Origin of the sequence: Nocardia sp. N2S4-5 (assembly GCF_044628355.1) — a bacterium.
Lineage (GTDB): Bacteria > Actinomycetota > Actinomycetes > Mycobacteriales > Mycobacteriaceae > Nocardia > Nocardia wallacei_B.
In genome coordinates this window covers 7,156,934-7,172,837 of the sequence record NZ_JBIUPM010000001.1, presented here as the reverse complement: position 1 = coordinate 7,172,837, position 15,904 = coordinate 7,156,934, and the positions used below count along the sequence as shown (strand labels likewise).

The following is a 15,904-nucleotide window of genomic DNA, read 5'->3' as shown; positions in this document are numbered from 1 at the left end:
TGCTTGTGGACGAACTGCATGAAGCGCGGGAGCAGCCGCTGCATCTGCCGCAACCGCGCGACGACCGGCTGCGAGCGGTGGCGGGACTGCTCTACGACAACCCTGCCGACAACTCCTCGCTGACCGAACTCGGGCGTTCCGTCGGCGCGAGCGCCCGCACGCTCAGCCGCCTGTTCCACAACGAGCTGGGCCTGACCTTCTACGAGTGGCGCACCCAATTGCGCGTCTACCACGCCCTGGTCCTACTCGCCGACGGCCACGACACCACCTACGTATCCCACGCCTGCGGATGGGCCAACCCCAGCAGCTTCATCACCGCCTTCACCGCCCTCGTCGGCACCACGCCGGGCCGCTACCGAACGGGCCACCGCACCACTTCGTAAGCCACACGGTTCCGGCGCGGCTCAGCGATTCCACCGCTCAGCAGCGATGAAACGGCCTGGCACCGAAACCTTTCGGAGCCAGGCGGTTTCGCATACACGGTTACCGCGCGTCGCACTGGCCGTCAGGCCGTGGGGCGGTCGAACTCCCCGCCTCGGACGCCAGCGGTAAAGGCATCCCACTCACCCGGCGTGAAGATCAGCGCCGGGCCGGATTGGTTCTTGGAGTCACGGACGCCAACCATGCCCCCGTCGAGGTGTGCGACCTCAACACATGCTTGGGCTTCCCGGCTCCGGCTGGACTTGAACCACCGCGCCCCGGGCAGGTGAATACTCACCTTTCGTACTCCCCGCCTCGGACGCCAGCGGTAAAGGCATCCCACTCACCCGGCGTGAAGATCAGCGCGGGACCGGATTGGTTCTTGGAGTCACGGACGCCAACCATGCCCTTGTCGAGGTGTGCGACCTCGACACATGCTTGGGCGTCCCGGCTTCGGCTGGATTTGAACCACTGCGCCCCAGACAAGTCGATGCTCATCCTTCGTGCTCCCTTGCTATACGGGCGACCAGCTCTCTGGATGCGCCCTCCTCCAACGCTACACGGCGAATGCCTGCAAGCCCCTGGCGGCACTGCCGAATCTCGTTCTCTCGCTCCATGTATAGCGAGCCGAGGTATCCGTCCACGTATACCAGCGGAGGTTCCGACAAATAGGGGGTTGGGTATTCCGGGAACTCGAGCAGCACGAAACTGCCCACTTGCAAGCCGATATGCATTCCGGCACTGAGCGGCACGATCCGCAGAGTCACGTTCGGCAACTCGCTCATCTGTTCCAAGTGGCGCAGCTGTCGACCCATGACACCCGGACCTCCGATCGGATGGCGTAGGGCCGATTCGCACAACAGTGCATGAACGGTGAAGTTCTCACTGTCCTCGCGCAGTCGTCGTTGCCGCTTGATAGTCAACTCGACATTTCGCTCAACCTCCGTGGGGCTCGCCTGCGGCTCGAGCGCCCACACCCCGGCGCGGCGGTAGTCGGCTGTCTGCAGCAGCCCCGGCATCAGCGTGAGTTGAAAAGTCGTCAGTTCACGAGCAATCTCCTCTAGACCGATAAACAGCGCGAAGTCGCCGGGAAATGCATCACCATAGGGTTGCCACCAGCTCCTTTGCTCTGCCAGCTCCACGAGTCCGACGAGCACTCTCATCTCTTCCGGCGCAGCCCCATAGAACTTGCACAGGGCTTGCACGTAGATTTCCTTCAACTTCGGCCCTGGCTGGCCGGTCTCTATCCGCCACAGGGTCTGCGCGGACACTCGAATCGTTTTCGCGGCCTCCTTGGGCGGCACACCCGCCCCTTCGCGGAGTCGCTTGAGTGCACGGCCGAGCATGCGCCTTGCCAGAGTGGAACCCGTTGCGCTTGTCGACATTCCTTAGCCTCGCTATCGGATGTTGTCAGTTTGGAATCGATTTGCTTCACCGCATGGAATTTCGGAAGAAACTCGACTGCTTCGCCCGCTGATCCATTCCAAGCTGCTGATGGGGGGCGTACTACTGAATGCACCGATGACGGAGACTCGCTATTGGTGAGGCCAAGTCGTCCCCGCGCTACCGGGTGGCAACCGGTGTGGGCGATGCGAGTCTACTCCGCGCACCGGTCATCGAGTCAACAAACACACCGAACGAAGGTTCGATTGATGACGAACATGCCTACGGCACAACCCATTACGCTCCACACCCTGGTCACCCGACCGACGCTGTGCGATGTCGCCGACGTGCAACTGGCGCACGAATTGATGCGTCGCCATCGCACGTGCCGCGCCGGACGATGCGTGTGGAATTCCGCAGCCCATCACACGCTGGTTCTGGCGGGACGCCTTGCGCCGCAGACGAAGACACCGCGCGAGCGCGCCGCCGAACGCGGGGTCGATTATCCGGCGATCAAGGCCGATGCGCCACCGACCGGCGAGGGCCCACCTGTGCAGACCTTGCGCGAGGTCCTCGATCGACTGACGGAACTGGCGCTGCCGAACACGAACGACGGGATCTGACCGGTGCCCGGTGAGACGAGCGCGCATGAGACCAGGGCCGACGGCTGGTCGGCAACCTGGCAACTGCACCATGGTCGACGGCGAATCACGCTGGTGCGCAAGCTGTCCGAGAGCTCCGATCCCCTCGTCTCGAGCCCACTCGCGACCGCACCCGACCTCACCCAGCTGCGCGAGCGGCACCCGGAGCTGGCTCGGCTGTGGGACGAGGTCCGAGCCGACTTCTGGCGTCCGATACGCACACCGGCGCGCCTCGAGCAGATCACCCTCCGCTCACGCCGCGCCGGATACCGAATGATCCGAGCACCCCACCCGCCATACCTCTGGACCCTCCTGGACGCCGACGACGGCATGCCCCTGCACGCGGCCCCGACACTCGACCAGATCGAACGATGGCTGGACGAGTGAACGGGCGGACCAGCGGCCGGGTGGGGAACATGTCCAGAGGTGTTCAGCGGTCGAGGCGCTCCGCGGCGATCGCCCGCACCGCCTTCTTATCGATCTTCCCGAGCCCGGTCAACGGCAGATCGTCCACGACCAGAACATGCTTGGGTACCTGCACGGAACCCTTGCGCTGCTTGACTTCCTGCTGGATCTCGTCGGTCACCGCCGCTACGGCGGCGGGGTCGGCGGCAACCTCCTTGTCCAGCACCACCACCGCGGTGACCGCCTCGCCCCAGCGCGGGTCGGGAACGCCGACGACGGCGACGTTCAGCACCTTGGGATGCTCGGAGACGACATCCTCCACCTCGCGGGGGAACACGTTGAACCCGCCGGTGACCACCATGTCCTTACTGCGGCCGACGATGTGCCAATACCCGTCCGCGTCCTCGCGAGCGAGGTCGCCGGTGTGCAGCCAGCCGTCGCGGAAGGTTTCCGCGGTGACCTCGGGCAGGTTCAGGTAGCCGCCCGCGAGAAGTGGTCCGGAGACACAGATTTCGCCGACCTCGCCCGGCGCGACGACCTTGCCGTCGGCGTCGATCAACGCCGTCCGCAGGGCAGTCGACGGCCGCCCGCAGGAAGTGAGGCGCTCCCGGTCGTGCTGACCCTTCGGGAGGTAGCTGATGGCCATGGGCGCCTCGGACTGCCCGAAGTACTGGGCGAAGATCGGCCCGAACCGCTCGATCGCCTGGGTCAGCCGGGTCGGGTCGATGGCGGACGCGCCGTAGTAGACGGTCTCCAGCGAGGACAGATCGCGCTTGTCGATATCGGGGTGGTCCAGCAGCGCGTACAGCATCGACGGCACCAGCATCGTGGCGGTGATCCGGTGTTCCTCGATGGCGCGCAACACTTCTCCCGCGTCGAACCGCGGCAGCACCACGCACTGCCCGCCGAGCAAGACCACCGGCAGGAAGAACGCCGCACCCGCGTGCGACAGCGGCGTGCAGATGAGGAACTTCGGCCGCTTGGGCCATTCCCATTCCGACAGCTGGATCTGCGTCATGGTCGCCATGCCGCCGGCGGTGCCGATGACGCCCTTGGGTTTTCCAGTGGTGCCGCCGGTGTAGCTGATCGACACCACGAAATCCGGTGGCACGTCGACGGCTTCGATGGGTCGCGGTTCGAATTCGGCCGCGGCGGCGATGAGGTCGACGCCGACGTCGGCGAGTTCCTCCGGCACCGGCCCCAGCACCAGCACCCGCGTCAGTTCCGGTACCCGGTCCACCAATTCCCGTGCCCGCTGGACGAATTGCGGCAGCGGGTCGATCACCAGGCTGGTGATTCCGGCGTCGGTGAGCACGTGCACGTGGTCGTCCAGGCCGCCCATCGGGTGCAGGGCGGTGCGGCGGTGGCCGCGAATCTGCCCGGCGCCCAGGATGAACAGCACCTCGGGCCGGTTCAGCGCGAGCAGGGCGCTGGGTGTGCCGGTGTCCACGCCGTGCGCGGCGAAGGCGGCGGCATAGCGGCTGATCGCGTCGATGACATCGGCGCCGGTGAGCACGGTCTCGCCGAGGGTCATGACCGGATCGCGCCGGTGCCGGCGCAGCCCCGCGAGCAGCGAGTGGCCGTTGTGTACCGGCAACCGCAGGCGAGTGGCCGGATCGATTGCGTCGGTCGATGTTTCGAGCACTGTCTCTCCCATACTCATGCGACACCGGGTGCTGCGTAGACGGTAACCATGCAGGCTCCGCCGAGCCCGAGGTTATGCGCCAGCGCCACCCGCGCGCCGGATACCTGCCGCTCCCCCGCCAGCCCCCGCAACTGCCAGGACAGCTCCGTCGCCTGCGCCAGACCGGTGGCGCCCAGCGGATGCCCCTTCGAGATCAGCCCGCCGGACGGGTTGACCACCCAGGCGCCGCCGTAGGTGGTCGCGCCGGATTCGACCAGCGCGCCGGATTCGCCCGTCGCGCACAGCCCGAGCGCCTCGTAGGTAATCAGTTCATTGATCGAAAAGCAGTCGTGCAACTCGATCACGTCGATATCGCCGATGCCGAGCCCGGCGGTGTCCAGCGCGCGCCGCGCGGCCGTACGGGTCATGGGCGCGCCGACGACGTCGATCATGGAGCCGGTACCGAACGCCGACGCGTCGTCGGTCACCAGTTCCTGCGCCAGAATCTCCACGGCCCGGTCTTCGAGGCCGTGCTCCCGGACGAAGTCCTCGCTCGCCAGCACGGCCGCGCCCGCGCCGTCCGACATCGGCGAGCACTGCGACCGGGTGAGCGGGCCGTGCACCGGCCGGTCCCCGAGCACCTGATCGAGCGTGTAGGGAACTTGGAACTGCGCCAACGGATTTCGGGTCGAGTGCTCGTGGTTCTTCACGGCTACCTGCGCCAGCTGCTCGGGCGTGGTGCCGTAGCGCTGCATGTGTTCCACGGCGGCGTTGCCGAAGAACTGGGTGGTCATGGGCGCGGTGCCGAAGTCGTACTCCGCGGCCATCACCCGCAGGTGCTCGTCGATGGTGGTGACGGCCGGTTTGGTGGCCGGCCCCGCCATCGCCTCCTTCGTCATCTGCTCGAAGCCCACGGCCAGCGTCACGTCGGCGAGCCCGGCGCCGACCCACTCGCGGGCCAGCATGAGCGCGGTGGAGCCGGTCGCACAGTTGTTGTTGACGTTGACGATCGGAATGCCGGACAGCCCGACGTCGTAGAGCACCCGCTGGCCCGCCGCCGACGGCTGGAACACATAGCCCACCGCGGCGCGCTGGATCCGGTCGTAGGTGAGGCCCGCGTCGTCGAGTGCGCCGCGCACGGCCTCGCCCACCATCTCCGGGTAGGTCCACTCCCGCGAGCCGATCTTGACGAACGGCGTCATCGCGACCCCGACGACGAAAACACGTCGCATGCTCGATCCATCCTTCACTGCCGTACGGGTCACTTCCCCGTGAATCTCGGTTCCCGCTTCTCCACGAACGCTTTCCGGCCCTCCCGGGCGTCGTCGGAGGTGATGACCTCGCGCACGAACCGGCCCTCGATCGCGCGGGCGTCCTCGTCGGGCAGCCAGCCGCTGGCCAGTAGCGCCGCCTTGGCGTGCTGCACCGCCAGCGGGGAGTTGCGGGCCACCCGGTCGGCGATCTCGTGCGCTCGTGCCAGGGCGGTCCCGGTGGCGACGACGTGGCCGACCAGGCCGAACTCGTATGCCTCCCGGGCGGTGAGCGGCTCACCGGTGAGGATCATCTCGACCGCCTTGGTGTAGGGGATCTGCCGCTTCAACCGCACCGTCGACCCGGCGCCGGGGATGAGCCCGCGCCGCACCTCCGGCAGCCCGAAGGTGGCCTGCTCCTCCGCGACGCGAATGTCGGTCTGCTGCAACATTTCCAGGCCGCCGCCGAGGCAGGCCCCGTTCACCGCGGCGATCAGCGGTTTGCGCAGCGAGCGGGTGAGCAGCAGGCCGCGCCCGATCGCGGTGGGGTCGAAATCGGACCGATCGCGACCGTCGGTCATCCACCCGTCGCCGAGATCGCCGCCGACGCAATAGGTTTCACCCGATCCGGTGAGGATCGCGACCCGGATGTCGTCGTCCGCGTCGATCTCGTCCCAGGCGCGGGCGAGCAGCCCGATCATCTCCAGGTTCAGGGCGTTGCGGCGCTCCGGGCGGTTCATGGTCACCACAGCCACCGCGCCCGTGCGCTCGAACAGGATGGATTCGCCTGTGTCACTCATCAATTCGGCCTCTCGCTGCCGACCACCCACAGCGCGTGAAACTGTGACGCGCCGCCCATGGCATGCCCGACCGCGCGGCGCGCGCCGTCGACCTGGTGCTCACCGGCCAGCCCCCGCACCTGCAGCGCCGCCTCGAGGAACCGGACCAGCCCGGTCGCGCCCGTCGGATTGCCGGACAGCACACCGCCGGACGGGTTGATCGGCAGGGCGCCGCCGAAGCGCGTGGTGCCGTCGTCGACGAGCTTCCAGCCCTCGTGCAGCGGCGCGAGGCCGATGTTCTCCATCCACATCGGCTCGTACCAGCTGTAGGGGATGTACAGCTCGGCGACGTCGATCTCCGTTGCCGGATCACCGATTCCGGCCTGCCGGTAGGCATCCGCGGCGCATTCGGCGCCCGCCCGCGGGTTGACCTCGTCGCGTCCCGCGAAGTGCCCGGTCTCGGTGCGCCACGACATGCCGTGGATCCACGCGGGCGGGCGAGCCGGGTTGCCGACATCGGCCGCGCCCGACAGCACGATCGCCGCGGCGCCGTCGGAGGACGGGCAGGACTCCAGATACCGGATCGGGTCCCACAGCATCTTGGATTCGCGGACCTTCTCCACCGTGATGTCCGGCATGTGCACGTGGGCATACGGATTGCGCAGCGCGTTGAGCCGGTGGTTGACCGCGACCTGCCAGCCGATGTGCTCCGGCGCCCCGGAGCGCCGGATGTATTCGCGGATCACCGGGGCGAAATGCCCGCCCGCACCCGCCCCGAGCGACGCGCTGAACGGCAGCCCGCGCGACAGCGCCCAGGTGAAATTCCCTTCGGACTCTTTGGAATACGCCGCGACCAGCACCCGGCGTGCCAGCCCGGCCTCGATCAGGTGCGCGCCGTAGATGGCGGCGTGTCCGCCGACGCTGCCGCCGGTGAACACCCGCGTCACGGGCAGGCCGCGGGCACCGAGCGCGTCGGCCAGATACAGCTCCGGATTCATGACGCCGTCGAACAGATCGGGCGTCTTGGACAGCACGACGGCGTCGACGTCCCCGAGTTCCAGCTCGGCGTCGGCCATCGCGGCGGCGACCGCCTCGCGCACCAGCGCGCCGATGGTCGTCTCCCGGCGCTTGGCCTGTTTGCCCTGGCCGATGCCGACGACGGCGATGGGTTCAGGCACGGGTGCCCCCTTCCAGCAGGCAGACCAGATTCTGTTGCAGCGCTTGACCGTTCGTGGCATGGGCGAGGGCGCGCCCGGCCCGGCCGGTGCGCACGGCGGCGGCCGCCTCGCTGATCCGCAGCAGTCCGGTGGCGGTGGTCGGACGGCCCGCCAGCGGCCCGCCCGAGGGATTGATCGCCGTCGCGGCGCCCAGGCCGAGTTCGCGGACCAGCAGCGGCTCCTGCGCGGAGTATTCGATGTGCAGTTCGGCGACGTCGACGTCCGCCGCGCCGAACCCCGCGGTCTTCGCCGCCTCGGTCGCCGCCCGGCGCGCGGAAGGCGCGTGGGTCAGGTCTCGCGCACCCGGGTAGTGCGTGTCCATCCGATGGTCGATGCCGCGCACCCAGGCCGGGCGGTCGGTGAGCGACCGCGCCACGTCGCCGGCGGCGAGGACCACCACGGCGGCCGCGTCGCCGACCGGCGCCACGTCGTGACGGCGCAGCGGGGATGCCACGTAGGGCTCGGCCAGCAGGGTGTCGGTGGCGTATTCGCCGCTGACCTGGGCATGCGGGTTCGACCGGGCATCGGCCAGGCTGCGCGCGACGATGCGTGCCATCTCCTGTTCCGTCGTGACACCGGCCTCCAGCAGCGCGCACGCCTGCAATCCGCCGATCGCGTCCTGATGCGGCCGCAGCGGGGTCAGCAGGTACGGATCCAGCTGCGTGGGCACGACCTGATCGAGGTTGCGCGGCAGCGAGCCGCGCCCGATCCCGTACACCAGCGCGATATCACCGTGCCCGAGTTGCAGCCACGCCCACGCCTCGTAGAACGCCCAGGCGGCGTCCATCTCCACGTGCGATTCGGAGATCGGCGGCCACGCGCCGACGGCGTCGAGCGAATCGATGTAGGCGAAGGTGCGTCCCTCGTGGAAGTCGTGACTGCCGGAGACGACGAAATCGACTCTGTCCCGGCTCAATTCGATGCCCGCGAGCGCCTCGCGGAGCACCGGCAGCAGGATGCCGGACATGTCGTCGCGGCGGTTGGCCGCCAGGCACGGCGACTGGGCGCTGGTGACGACGGCGACCTCACGCATTGCGCACCTCCGTGACGGGCCGGTAGTGACGGATGCTCATCCAGGACGGTTCGAGATCGCCCTCGGCCCACACCGGCTCCACCTCCATGCCGATGTGCACGTCGGCGATGTCGACGTCGCGGATCAGGTGCATCAGCCGGGTGTCCGCGCCGTGCGGCTGGATGTAGGCGACCACGTAGGGCGGGTCGATCGTCTGGCCCGGGAACGGGAAACTGACCACGCAGAAGGTCGACACGGTGCCGCGGCCGTCGAGTTCGGCGGGCTGGTCCAGCTCGACCAGGCAGCGCGCGCAGAACTCCGGCGCGGGCAGGTAGACGTGCTCACACGACGGGCAGGTGCGCGCCAGCAGGCGGCGTTCGGCCAATCCGCGCAGGAACGTGGACCGGCCGGTGCCCGCGACGAAGGTGTACTCCATGCGCAGCGGTGTCGGCATCAGCCGAACCGGTTGCGGCAGTGGTTGATTCATCACGCGTCCTCCGGTTCGAAACAGGCGAGATCGCGCATCTCGCCGCGGCGTTCGGCCGCCCAGCGGGCCCGCACCCGCAACCCGCGGTGCGGCACCGACGGATCGCCCCCGGTGTCCAGGGCGTGGAAGAAGGCGCCCTCGGCGCCGTCGATGCGGATCAGCGCCCAGGCGAAGTCGTGCGCGACCGGATCGCCCGGCCGGTGCGGGACCCAGGTCCAGGACTCGACACTGCCGACCGGCGCCAGGTCCACCAGGTCGGTCAACTCCTCCCCGGTCACCGGATCGAACTCGGCGGGCGGGCAGACGACGGTGCCGCGCGCGGTCCGCGCGCCCAGCAGTCGTGCGTCCCGCAGGCCGCCGAGAAACGTTCCGAGAACCGGGCCCACCGTGCGCTCGAACGGGAACTCGATCTCGTAAGGGGCGCACAGGCTCTCCTCGCCACCTGCCGGCATCGGCCAACTCCTCTCGTCGACCGAAGTGTGCCTCAATCACGTGATTCAATCAAGTGATTGAGGATCCGTGGTTTTCCGCATACGCTGCGGACGCACACGGCGAAAGGGCGAGAAAATGGCACGGACATCGACAACCGTCCCGCTGACCGGGCGGGTCGTGGTCATCACGGGCGGTGCGCGCGGCATCGGCCGGGCGACCGCGCAGGCGTTCCTGGCGGCCGGGGCGAAGGTCGCGCTCGGCGACATCGACGCCGACCTGGCCGTCCGGACCGCCGCGGAACTCGGGGAGCACCCGCCGACCGCCGGCGGGCGCGTCATCGGCCTGCCCCTGGACGTCACCGATCCGGCCTCCTTCGCCGACTTCCTGGACGCCGCGGAAAGCGCACTCGGCCCGATGGACGTGCTGGTCAACAACGCGGGCATCATGCCCTCGGGCCTGTTCACCACCGAGAACCCCGCGCTGACCGACCGCATCCTCGACATCAACGTCCGCGGCGTCATGACCGGCACCCGCCTCGCCCTGCGGCGCTTCGTCCCGCGCGGAGCAGGCCACCTGATCAATATCGCGTCGCTGGCCGGGACCGCGGGCATGCCGGGGTTGGCCACCTACTGCGCGAGCAAGCACGCCGTCATCGGCTTCACCGAAGCGGTGCACCTGGAACTGGCCGACACCGACATCCAGGTGACGGCGATCCTCCCCGGCAACGTACGCACCGAGCTTCTCCGCAGGCGCGAACATGCCCGGCTGGATGTTGAAAGCCACCACCATCGAACCCGAAGCCGTAGCCGCCGCGGTCGTCACCGCCATAGGCCGCAACCGCCCCCTCATCACCGTCCCCCGCGCCCTCTCCCCGGTAATCCGCGCCAGTTCCCTACTCCCCTACCGCATCCGCCGCATCACCTCCGACCTCAGCGGCATGACCAAGGCCTTCACCCAACCCGACCCCGAGGCCCGCGAGATCTACCACCGCCGCATCGCGGAGTCGCACCGCTGAGCGCGAGCCATAGCCCTGCTCGGCCTGGGCGGTCACGAATCGCTCCGACATGGCACCCATTGCCACGTCGAGCCGGTTTGTGACCGCCCAGGCCGGATGATCTTGTCGCGGGGTTACGGCGCGCTCGCCGCTGCCGCTTCGACCGAGCGCTCCGGGGTGTCCGACGATGTGGCCGTGACGCTGACCCAGGTGTTGTTCACCGCGGAGGTGCCGGAGAGGGGATCCACCAGCGCGGGGTCGTGGAGGAGATTGACGTTGGCGCCGGGGAGGGAGGCTGCCAGTCGCCAGCCGACGCCCGGCTCCTGGTGGCCCCAGCCGTGCGGGATGGCGACGGTGCCGCGGCGGATGTCGTCGCTGATCTCCACGGTCACGACGATGGAGCCGGTGCTGGAGGAGACGCTGACCGAGTCTCCGTCGGCGAGGTTGCGGGGTTCGGCATCGTCGGGGTGCATGAGGACGGTGCAGCGGGCGCGGCCCTTCACCATGGCGGGCACGTTGTGCAGCCAGGAGTTGTTGCTGCGCAAGTGCCTTCGGCCGATCAAGCGCAGATCGTAGCCGTCCGGTCCGGCGGGCGGGGCCTGCCGGAGGTCTTCCACGATCGTGCGGGCGGCGGCGACGAAATCGGTCGGGGCGAGGTGCACCTTACGGTCGCGGGTTCCGATCAGTTTGGGCAGCCGGGGCCGCAGCGGGCCGAGGTCGATACCGCCGGGGGCCTCGCGAACATCCTTGACGCGCAAGCCTTTCCGCCCCCGCCGCAGCACACCGTAGGGACCGGCCGCGATACCCAGCGCGCCCAGTCGCAACGGGCTGAGCCGCTCGAACACGCCGTTGAGAGCGCGGCCGGTGAAGCGGCGGGCGAGCAGCGGCGCCAACTCGGTGACCATCCGCGCCAGAATCTGCCAATCCTCCAGGCCGTCGGCAGGCGGCTCGAAGACGCGGGCGTCGTACCGCAGGTTGTTGCGCACGCTGAAAACGGGGAACAACAGGTTGACGTCCTCGCGTTCCAGCGGGGACACCGGCGGCAGGATGATGTCGGCATGCCGGGTGGTCTCGGTGATGTACATGTCCACGGCCACATAGAAATCCAGCGATTCCAGCGCCGCGTCCAGGCGGCCCGCCTGCGGCGTCGACAGCACCGGATTCCCGGCGTAGGTGATCATCGCCCGGACCTGTCCCGCACCCGCGGTGAGGATCTCGTCGGCCAGCGCCGCCACCGGCAGTTCGGAACGGAAGGACTTGTACTTTCCGGAGCGATCGGTCCACGCGCCGTGGGCCATGGGCAGATACTTGCCGGCCCGAGGGGCGTCGACGGGCGGCGTCGAAAACATCTGCCCGCCCGCACGATCCAGATTTCCGGTGACCGCGTTGATCGTGTTCACCAGCCAGTGCGTCAACGTGCCGGTCACCTGCTGGCACACGCCGATGCGCGCGTACAGCACCGCCGACGGGGCGGCCGCGTGCTCGCGCGCGAAGCGGCGGATGGTCTCCGCGTCGACGCCCGCGTGCGGCGCGGCCAGTTCCGGAGTGAAGTCCGCGACCAGCGCGCGCAGTTCGTCCCAGCCCGCGCACTGCCGCCGAATCGCCGTGTCGTCACAGAGGTTTTCGGTGACCAGCACGTGCAGCACGGCCAGCAGCAGATGAACATCGCCGCCGGGGACTACGGCGATATGCTCGTCGGCCAGCCGCGCGGTCTCGGTGCGCCGCGGGTCGATCACCACGACCTTCCCGCCGCGGCCGCGCACATCCTTGATGCGCTGCTTGGCATTCGGCATCGTGGTCACCGAGCCGTTCGACACCGCCGGATTCGCGCCCAGGATCACCAGCCGGTCGGTGCGGTCGATATCGGCGATCGGCATGAGCACGTTCGAACCGAACATCCGCCAGGCCGCGAACTCCTGCGGGAACTGGTCGATGGACGACGCGGTGTAGAAATTGCGCGTCAGCAGCGCCATGCGCAGCAGTGCCCCATACAGCACCGAGGAGCTGTGTGCCGCCGGATTACCCAGATACATCGCGATCGCGCTCGGCCCGTGCGCGTGCCGGATCGTGCGCAGCCGCTGCCCGATCTCCCGGAACGCCTCGTCCCAGCCGATCGGCTCGAACCCGTCGGCAACCCGCCGCACGGGGGTCCGCAGCCGGTCCGGGTCGTGGTGCAGTCCGCCCATCGCGGTTGCCTTCGGGCAGATATACCCTTGGGAGAGAACGTCTTCCGGGTTTCCCTCGATCCGCGCGACCTGATCTCCCTCGACGGTGACCAGGATCCCGCAGTGCGCCTCACACAGGGTGCACTGCCGAGCAACAATGCGACTACTCATAGCTCATCCTCTCGAGCGGCCCACCGCGAGCGTACCGCTCCCCTCCGCCCCGGTACACCCATCCCGAGACGGATATCGACACGCCAGGTTTCAACTCAGCGTGGGTCTATCCATCGCGGCATCGGCGCCCGGCCTGCCACCGTGAATGCGCACATTCGCATATCGAAACCTTCGGAGGTTCGCGCACATGACCGTGACCGATGAGTACCTGGACAACAACGCGCGGTACGCCGCGCAGTTCAGCGGTCCGCTCCCCTTGCCGCCGAGCAAGCACGTCGCGGTGGTCGCCTGCATGGATGCCCGCCTGGACGTGTATCGCATCCTCGGTCTCCAGGAGGGCGAGGCCCACGTCATCCGCAATGCCGGCGGCGTGGTGACCGACGACGAGATCCGTTCGCTGGCAATCAGTCAGCGGCTGCTCGGCACCACCGAGATCATCCTGATCCACCATACCGATTGCGGCATGCTGACTTTCACCGACGACGACTTCAAGCGCGGCATACAGGACGAGACGGGACTGAAGCCGGCATGGGCGGCCGAGGCGTTCGCCGACCTGGACGAGGATGTGCGGCAATCCTTGCGCCGCATCGAGGCGAGCCCCTTCGTCACCAAGACAACGTCACTGCGTGGCTTCGTCTTCGACGTCGCCACCGGCAAATTGGCGGAGGTGACCGCCTGATTCGCCGTATCGCGTCGACATCCAGGCCCGTTATGCGCGGAAGGTAGTGGTGGCCCACTCCGCGAAAGTCGTAGTGGGCAAACCCAAGTCGTGCGCGGCTCGGGGGTGCGCCGGTGCGGGATGTGCGCTCACGTATCGCTGCGACCGGACGAATTCGGGCATCAAACCTTGCGCCGCAGCGTCTTCCGGACTGTCGGGAAGTTCGATCGTCGTGCCGAGCGCCTCGGACAGCAGCTTCGCGGCGGTGCGGAAGGTCAGGCGTTCACCGGCCAGTTCGAGTTCGACGCCATGGAACCGGGCCGGATCGGCGAACGCCGCGGCCGCGGCCGCCCCGATGTCGTCCACCGCGACGAAGGGCTGCGGGGTATCCGGATCGACGGCGACCAGCAGACGATCCGAATCACCTCCGGCGAAGTAGAAGGACGGCCGGACGAAATTCTCCATGAACGTCGACGGCCGCAGGATCGTCCAGTACCGGAAGCCCGCCTCCCGCACGACCTGCTCCACAGCGGCCTTGCTGCGCCAATAGTGCCCCATATGCGCACCCCAGCGCTCCTCGTCGATTTCGCGCGGATCACGGCCCGCGCCCGACACCGACGTGTGCACCATGTGCGACACCCCGGCCGCACGAGCCGCCTCGGCCAGGGCCCGGCCGTAGCGGACCTCCGCATCACCCATGAGATCGGCCATGTCGGGCATCTGCACCGAGAACACGCCGCGGGCGCCCTCGAGGGCCGCGCGCAGCGAATCCGGATCGCCCAGATCACCGCGTACCAGCGTGGCGCCCAGATCGGCCACCGCGCGGGCACGGCCGGAATCCGGATCACGCACCAGCGCACGCACCGCCACACCGTCGGCCAGCAGCGCCCGGGCGACCGCACCGCCCTGCCGCCCGGTAGCGCCGGTGACCAGTACGAACCCATCGCTCGACGACATCTCGGACTCCTCTCGACATAAATGGGGTGGTACCCCACTTCATGCCGACTAGCATATGGAGGAGCACCCCGTTTTGTCGAGGGCGAGAGGAGAGGGCGATGGCGCCGACCCGTGCGGCACGACCGCAGCGGTCGGATTGGCAGCGCAATCACCAGCGGCTGCTGACCGTGGCGGCGGAACTGGTCGCCCGCGACGGCGCCGGGGTGTCGCTCGAGGAGATCGCCCGGCGGGCCGGGATCGGCTCGGCGACGCTGCATCGGCACTTCCCCTCGCGACAGGCGTTGCTGGAGGAGATATTTCACGACGGCGTCGAACGACTCTGCCGCCGCGCGGACGAACTCGCCCGCGAGGATCCCGCGCACGGTCTGGTTCGCTGGCTGGAGGAACTGACCGTCTACACCGCGAACACCCGCGGCCTGGCCATGTCCCTCGCCATGCCCGCGCGGCCCGATACCTCCTGCCACGCTTGGGTTTCCGATGCCGCCGGCGGACTGATGACGCATGCGGTCGAGGCGGGCGCCGTCCGCGCCGGGGTATCCCTGGCCGACCTGCTCGACCTGGTCAATGCCATCTCGATCGCCACCGAGGGTGACGAACCGGCGGCCCGCCGCCTGCTACGCCTCGCAGTCGAGGGCCTGCATCCCTGAGCCGGCTCGCGTGTCGCTCACTCCGTTGACGCGGCGCCTTTGCGATGGTTGGCGTGGAAGCGCGCCTTCTTCTCCCGATTGCCGCACGTATTCATGTCACACCATCTACGGGTGCGGCTTCGGCTCGTGTCGAAGAAGGCGGCTCGACAGGTCGGCGAGGCGCACAGGGCCAATTTTCCGTCGCGTTCGCCCGCGATGATGCCGATCGCGTCGGCGGCGATGACTCCCAGGGCATCTTCCACACAGGACGGCGAGCTGAGTCGCCATTGCCGATTACCCTCGGGCGTCAGAACGGCCACCGCCCGGCCCTGAATGCTGCGGTCGTTGATGATTCGCACGGCGGACGCGGGGAGAGCGTCCCCGGTCGCGGCCGCTGTCGCGGCGGCGTGAATCGATTCCCTCAGTTCGCGAGCGAGTTCGAGTTGGGCTGCGGTGCAGGAGTTTACGGCCAGGCCGTTCACCGCCAGCCAGTCGACGAGTCGCCGCGGCGTGGGAATGCGTTCCACGGCATCGCCATAGCGCTCGGACAGAGTCCCGGTGAAGCTGGTCGCCAGCACATTACCGAGGCGGAAGTCAGGAAACCCAGCAGGCATGGAACCACCATAGCCGGTTGCACGCCCACCCGACGGCATGTTAGAACCGTCTTAGCCGGTTCACGAGAG

Annotated in this window: 18 protein-coding genes and 1 pseudogene; 6 read left to right on the top strand and 13 right to left on the bottom strand. The window is 68.5% G+C overall.

Translation table 11 applies throughout. The features are described 5' to 3' along the window. The first annotated feature begins 5 nt into the window (after nucleotides 1-5). On the top strand, nucleotides 6-383 hold the full coding sequence (locus tag ACFMRZ_RS33275; protein WP_400183029.1) for a helix-turn-helix transcriptional regulator: 378 nt from the start codon (nucleotides 6-8) through the stop codon (nucleotides 381-383). Nucleotides 384-505: 122 nt separating this feature from the next. Here ACFMRZ_RS33275 and ACFMRZ_RS33270 read toward each other — a convergent pair whose 3' ends face one another. Genes ACFMRZ_RS33270 through ACFMRZ_RS33260 form a run of 3 tightly spaced genes read right to left on the bottom strand, consistent with a single transcriptional unit; the run spans nucleotide 506 to nucleotide 1,766 of the window. After that, nucleotides 506-718, bottom strand: coding sequence for a DUF397 domain-containing protein (locus tag ACFMRZ_RS33270; RefSeq protein ID WP_400182172.1), 213 nt, complete (start codon nucleotides 716-718; stop codon nucleotides 506-508). Continuing rightward, complete coding sequence (locus tag ACFMRZ_RS33265) at nucleotides 715-918, bottom strand: DUF397 domain-containing protein (protein ID WP_400182171.1); 204 nt, start codon at nucleotides 916-918, stop codon at nucleotides 715-717. The genes ACFMRZ_RS33270 and ACFMRZ_RS33265 overlap by 4 nt, the downstream gene beginning before the upstream one ends. After that, nucleotides 915-1,766, bottom strand: a complete 852-nt coding sequence (locus tag ACFMRZ_RS33260) for a helix-turn-helix domain-containing protein (RefSeq protein ID WP_400182170.1) — start codon at nucleotides 1,764-1,766, stop codon at nucleotides 915-917. The genes ACFMRZ_RS33265 and ACFMRZ_RS33260 overlap by 4 nt, the downstream gene beginning before the upstream one ends. A 303-nt stretch (nucleotides 1,767-2,069) precedes the next feature. Between ACFMRZ_RS33260 and ACFMRZ_RS33255 the strand changes: the two genes are divergently transcribed. Together ACFMRZ_RS33255 and ACFMRZ_RS33250 are read left to right on the top strand one after the other, a co-directional pair. Then, nucleotides 2,070-2,426, top strand: coding sequence for a hypothetical protein (locus ACFMRZ_RS33255; RefSeq protein WP_400182169.1), 357 nt, complete (start codon nucleotides 2,070-2,072; stop codon nucleotides 2,424-2,426). A gap of 3 nt (nucleotides 2,427-2,429) precedes the next feature. Beyond that, a complete protein-coding gene (locus ACFMRZ_RS33250; protein ID WP_400182168.1) occupies nucleotides 2,430-2,831 on the top strand; it encodes a hypothetical protein in 402 nt (133 codons plus the stop codon). A 43-nt stretch (nucleotides 2,832-2,874) separates the two neighbouring features. Here ACFMRZ_RS33250 and fadD8 read toward each other — a convergent pair whose 3' ends face one another. Genes fadD8 through ACFMRZ_RS33215 form a run of 7 tightly spaced genes read right to left on the bottom strand, consistent with a single transcriptional unit; the run spans nucleotide 2,875 to nucleotide 9,670 of the window. After that, complete coding sequence (gene fadD8 / locus ACFMRZ_RS33245) at nucleotides 2,875-4,512, bottom strand: fatty-acid--CoA ligase FadD8 (RefSeq protein WP_400182167.1); 1,638 nt, start codon at nucleotides 4,510-4,512, stop codon at nucleotides 2,875-2,877. Next, nucleotides 4,509-5,705, bottom strand: a complete 1,197-nt coding sequence (locus ACFMRZ_RS33240; protein WP_400182166.1) for a thiolase C-terminal domain-containing protein — start codon at nucleotides 5,703-5,705, stop codon at nucleotides 4,509-4,511. The genes fadD8 and ACFMRZ_RS33240 overlap by 4 nt, the downstream gene beginning before the upstream one ends. A 29-nt stretch (nucleotides 5,706-5,734) precedes the next feature. Then, entirely contained in the window at nucleotides 5,735-6,523 is a 789-nt protein-coding gene (locus ACFMRZ_RS33235) for an enoyl-CoA hydratase-related protein (protein ID WP_400182165.1), read from the bottom strand. Beyond that, nucleotides 6,523-7,680 carry a thiolase domain-containing protein gene (locus ACFMRZ_RS33230; RefSeq protein WP_400182164.1) on the bottom strand — a complete coding sequence of 386 codons (1,158 nt, stop codon included), beginning with the start codon at nucleotides 7,678-7,680 and terminating at the stop codon, nucleotides 6,523-6,525. The genes ACFMRZ_RS33235 and ACFMRZ_RS33230 overlap by 1 nt, the downstream gene beginning before the upstream one ends. Then, complete coding sequence (locus tag ACFMRZ_RS33225) at nucleotides 7,673-8,752, bottom strand: lipid-transfer protein (RefSeq protein ID WP_400182163.1); 1,080 nt, start codon at nucleotides 8,750-8,752, stop codon at nucleotides 7,673-7,675. The genes ACFMRZ_RS33230 and ACFMRZ_RS33225 overlap by 8 nt, the downstream gene beginning before the upstream one ends. Next, on the bottom strand, nucleotides 8,745-9,218 hold the full coding sequence (locus ACFMRZ_RS33220) for a Zn-ribbon domain-containing OB-fold protein (protein ID WP_280272187.1): 474 nt from the start codon (nucleotides 9,216-9,218) through the stop codon (nucleotides 8,745-8,747). Before ACFMRZ_RS33220 ends, ACFMRZ_RS33225 begins: the two co-directional genes overlap by 8 nt. After that, complete coding sequence (locus ACFMRZ_RS33215; RefSeq protein ID WP_400182162.1) at nucleotides 9,218-9,670, bottom strand: Zn-ribbon domain-containing OB-fold protein; 453 nt, start codon at nucleotides 9,668-9,670, stop codon at nucleotides 9,218-9,220. Before ACFMRZ_RS33215 ends, ACFMRZ_RS33220 begins: the two co-directional genes overlap by 1 nt. Nucleotides 9,671-9,785: 115 nt before the next feature. Here ACFMRZ_RS33215 and ACFMRZ_RS33210 point away from each other — a divergent pair. Next, nucleotides 9,786-10,665: pseudogene (locus ACFMRZ_RS33210) on the top strand (SDR family oxidoreductase). A gap of 113 nt (nucleotides 10,666-10,778) precedes the next feature. On the opposite strand, the gene ACFMRZ_RS33205 reads toward ACFMRZ_RS33210, so the two are convergent. Then, a complete protein-coding gene (locus ACFMRZ_RS33205; protein WP_400182161.1) occupies nucleotides 10,779-12,980 on the bottom strand; it encodes a molybdopterin-dependent oxidoreductase in 2,202 nt (733 codons plus the stop codon). 187 nt (nucleotides 12,981-13,167) lie between these two features. On the opposite strand from ACFMRZ_RS33205, the gene ACFMRZ_RS33200 reads away from it, so the two are divergent. Continuing rightward, a complete protein-coding gene (locus ACFMRZ_RS33200) occupies nucleotides 13,168-13,659 on the top strand; it encodes a carbonic anhydrase (RefSeq protein WP_280273731.1) in 492 nt (163 codons plus the stop codon). Between the two features lie 30 nt (nucleotides 13,660-13,689). Here ACFMRZ_RS33200 and ACFMRZ_RS33195 read toward each other — a convergent pair whose 3' ends face one another. Next, a complete protein-coding gene (locus tag ACFMRZ_RS33195) occupies nucleotides 13,690-14,595 on the bottom strand; it encodes an NmrA family NAD(P)-binding protein (RefSeq protein WP_400182160.1) in 906 nt (301 codons plus the stop codon). Between the two features lie 98 nt (nucleotides 14,596-14,693). Between ACFMRZ_RS33195 and ACFMRZ_RS33190 the strand changes: the two genes are divergently transcribed. After that, entirely contained in the window at nucleotides 14,694-15,242 is a 549-nt protein-coding gene (locus ACFMRZ_RS33190; RefSeq protein WP_280273729.1) for a helix-turn-helix domain-containing protein, read from the top strand. 17 nt (nucleotides 15,243-15,259) lie between these two features. On the opposite strand, the gene ACFMRZ_RS33185 is transcribed toward ACFMRZ_RS33190, so the two are convergent. Next, on the bottom strand, nucleotides 15,260-15,835 hold the full coding sequence (locus ACFMRZ_RS33185) for a CGNR zinc finger domain-containing protein (RefSeq protein WP_400182159.1): 576 nt from the start codon (nucleotides 15,833-15,835) through the stop codon (nucleotides 15,260-15,262). Nucleotides 15,836-15,904: the final 69 nt, after the last annotated feature.

Coding starts and splice junctions, on each gene's coding strand:
- ACFMRZ_RS33265 (WP_400182171.1), bottom strand. CDS start 918: ATGAGCATCGACTTGTCTGGGGCGCAGTGGTTCAAATCCAGCCGAAGC.
- ACFMRZ_RS33220 (WP_280272187.1), bottom strand. CDS start 9,218: ATGAATCAACCACTGCCGCAACCGGTTCGGCTGATGCCGACACCGCTG.
- ACFMRZ_RS33205 (WP_400182161.1), bottom strand. CDS start 12,980: ATGAGTAGTCGCATTGTTGCTCGGCAGTGCACCCTGTGTGAGGCGCAC.
- ACFMRZ_RS33185 (WP_400182159.1), bottom strand. CDS start 15,835: ATGCCTGCTGGGTTTCCTGACTTCCGCCTCGGTAATGTGCTGGCGACC.
- ACFMRZ_RS33260 (WP_400182170.1), bottom strand. CDS start 1,766: ATGCTCGGCCGTGCACTCAAGCGACTCCGCGAAGGGGCGGGTGTGCCG.
- ACFMRZ_RS33225 (WP_400182163.1), bottom strand. CDS start 8,752: ATGCGTGAGGTCGCCGTCGTCACCAGCGCCCAGTCGCCGTGCCTGGCG.
- ACFMRZ_RS33200 (WP_280273731.1), top strand. CDS start 13,168: ATGACCGTGACCGATGAGTACCTGGACAACAACGCGCGGTACGCCGCG.
- ACFMRZ_RS33195 (WP_400182160.1), bottom strand. CDS start 14,595: ATGTCGTCGAGCGATGGGTTCGTACTGGTCACCGGCGCTACCGGGCGG.
- ACFMRZ_RS33215 (WP_400182162.1), bottom strand. CDS start 9,670: ATGCCGGCAGGTGGCGAGGAGAGCCTGTGCGCCCCTTACGAGATCGAG.
- fadD8 (WP_400182167.1), bottom strand. CDS start 4,512: ATGAGTATGGGAGAGACAGTGCTCGAAACATCGACCGACGCAATCGAT.
- ACFMRZ_RS33190 (WP_280273729.1), top strand. CDS start 14,694: ATGGCGCCGACCCGTGCGGCACGACCGCAGCGGTCGGATTGGCAGCGC.
- ACFMRZ_RS33235 (WP_400182165.1), bottom strand. CDS start 6,523: ATGAGTGACACAGGCGAATCCATCCTGTTCGAGCGCACGGGCGCGGTG.
- ACFMRZ_RS33240 (WP_400182166.1), bottom strand. CDS start 5,705: ATGCGACGTGTTTTCGTCGTCGGGGTCGCGATGACGCCGTTCGTCAAG.